Here is a 2,492-nt window from a genome sequence, read left to right as displayed (position 1 = left end):
ACTGTTGATAGACGTGGACCAGAGCTCCAGGGCCGCCATGATCCTGGATCGCCGGGGAATCGGCCCCTTCCAAGTCCTTGACGACCATCAGATTCTGATCAGGCAGGAGAACCTGGAGCCGGGCCCCATCAACAGACTTCTGGTTCAGGAAGGCATCCTGGTCAATCAAATCAGCCAGCAGAAGGGATCGTTGGAGGAATATTTCACAGATCTGCTCAACAAGGATTCTCAAGAGTCGAGGAAACAACAATGATTAACCAGATCAGGGCCGACTTTTACAGGCAGCGGAGATCCATCGGCATGCTGATTCTGCTCATTGCCACTATGGCACTCGGCATAGTGACCACATGGCGCAAAACCCCTATGGGACCCACCATCGGGGGCGAAGAACTGTTGGCAATCGGACGCCCAGGTTGGACAGTCAGAACAGGCCTGCAATCGGGTGTCGCCTCCGCCTCGTCTCTAATGTACTTTTACATCGCGGTCTTCGTCATCGTCATTGGTGCGGAATACAGCCAGCACACTCTGAAGAACACGCTGACATCGGGCATCTCGCGCATACAGTTCATCCTCGGCAAGTATGTGACCATCCTGACTGACATCATCCTCCTAACCCTGTGCTACTTCATCACCATCCTGATCACCGGACTGGCCCTAGGAAGGAAACCGGGTGTAGGCTGGGGCATCCTATGCAAGGATGTGGCCGTCATGACCCTATCGGTCAGCTTCTGCATCTCCGTCATCATCAGCCTAGGCATTATCCTCTTGATCCTTACCAAATCCCTGGTCATCCCAGCGGTGGTGATCGTGATATGGCCCATGCTGATCTCCCTTGTGGAGTATGCCTTTAAATTGAACTGGCTGAAATACTTCGACTTCGACGGGTTCGGCGAACAGATCGCCCTGAACACTCTGAAGGCCGATCAGGCCTGGATCTATGCCGGAGTATCCGCAGGCGTGGTCCTGGTGGCCATCTTCGGATCGGCTCTGATCATATCCAAGCAGGAGATCTAAGCCAGGTCAAGCCTATACCCGGCCCGGCTCTTGACCGCTGACGGCCTGCACGGCCATATGGGCAAAGGCCCTGACAGAGGCATCCAGGGGTAATCTTCCTTGGCGTAGTCGCGTTCTGATGGAATCCAATCGAGACCGGCATGTTGTCCAGCTGCCGGGCGGCCTCCACCTTCAGTCGGCGTTCCATGGGCCCTGTGCCTGCTATGGTCAGACGGATCCTGCGTCTGTTCCTGCACAAGGCCAGGGCGCGGATCAGGGTCAGATGGTCCTTTTCCCGGGCCAGCCTGCCAGAAGCCACGACTGGAATCAGCTGGACAGGCTCAGCAAAGAGCGCCGGACGACCATTCTCATCTCCAGTCACATTCTGAGCGAACTCTACCTGGTCTCCTCCCGGTTCGGGTTCATCAGCCACGGTCGCCTGATCAAGGAAGTAAACAAGGATGAACTGTTGATAGACGTGGACCAGAGCTCCAGGGCCGCCATGATCCTGGATCGCCGGGGAATCGGCCCCTTCCAAGTCCTTGACGACCATCAGATTCTGATCAGGCAGGAGAACCTGGAGCCGGGCCCCATCAACAGACTTCTGGTTCAGGAAGGCATCCTGGTCAATCAAATCAGCCAGCAGAAAGGATCGTTGGAGGAATATTCCCGAATCTGCTGAACAAAAACCCTCAAGAGCATAGGAGGAAACAATGATTAACCAGATCAGGGCCGACTTTTACAGGCAGCGACGTTCCATCGGCATGCTGATTCTGCTCATTGCCACTATGGCACTCGGCATAGTGACCACATGGCGCAAGAGCACTATGGGAATCACCACCGGAGGCGAAGAATACGCTCATAAACTGTCGGAAATCGAAGGGCAAAGCTGGACCATTAGGACAGGCCTGCAAGCAGGTGTCGCCTCCGCCTCGTCTCTAATCTACTTTTACATCGCGGTCTTCGTCATCGTCATTGGTGCGGAATACAGCCAGCACACTCTGAAGAACACGCTGACATCGGGCATCTCGCGCATACAGTTCATCCTGGGCAAGTATGTGACCATTTTGACTGACATCATCCTTTTGACCCTGTGCTACTTCGTCGCTATTCTGCTGACCGGACTGGCCCTAGGAAGGAAACCTGGAGCCGGTTGGGGCATCCTATGCAAGGATGTGGCCGTCATGACCCTATCGGTCAGCTTCTGCATCTCCGTCATCATCAGCCTGGGCATTATCCTCTTGATCCTTACCAAATCCCTGGTCATCCCAGCGGTGGTGATCGTGATATGGCCCATGCTGATCGGCCTCGTGGAGTTGACTGCGAAATGGCAATGGCTGAAATACCTCGACTTCGTCGGGTTCGGCGAACAGATCATCCTTAACACTCTGAAGGCTGATCAGGCCTGGATCTATGCCGGAGTATCCGCAGGCGTGGTCCTGGTGGCCATCTTCGGATCGGCTCTGATCATATCCAAGCAGGAGATCTAAGCCAGGTCA

3 protein-coding genes and 1 pseudogene are annotated in these 2,492 nt (G+C 54.9%); all 4 read left to right on the top strand.

Translation table 11 applies throughout. The features are described from left to right. Window positions 1–253 (top strand): annotated as a pseudogene (locus H3T88_RS08550) (ABC transporter ATP-binding protein); the annotation flags it as partial. Beyond that, a complete protein-coding gene (locus H3T88_RS08545) occupies window positions 250–1,014 on the top strand; it encodes an ABC transporter permease (RefSeq protein ID WP_015022159.1) in 765 nt (254 codons plus the stop codon). The pseudogene H3T88_RS08550 and the gene H3T88_RS08545, both read left to right, overlap by 4 nt. 262 nt (window positions 1,015–1,276) lie before the next feature. Further along, window positions 1,277–1,675: a hypothetical protein gene (locus H3T88_RS08540; protein WP_198204291.1), complete on the top strand. Its 399-nt coding sequence runs from the start codon at window positions 1,277–1,279 to the stop codon at window positions 1,673–1,675. 31 nt (window positions 1,676–1,706) lie between these two features. Beyond that, entirely contained in the window at window positions 1,707–2,483 is a 777-nt protein-coding gene (locus tag H3T88_RS08535; protein ID WP_198204290.1) for an ABC transporter permease, read from the top strand. Window positions 2,484–2,492: the final 9 nt, after the last annotated feature.

It is taken from the genome of Bifidobacterium sp. W8110 (assembly GCF_016101375.1).
Taxonomy (GTDB): Bacteria; Actinomycetota; Actinomycetes; order Actinomycetales; family Bifidobacteriaceae; genus Bombiscardovia; species Bombiscardovia asteroides.
Note: the sequence above shows the minus strand (reverse complement) of the source record. Positions and strands in the feature narration are given on the sequence as shown.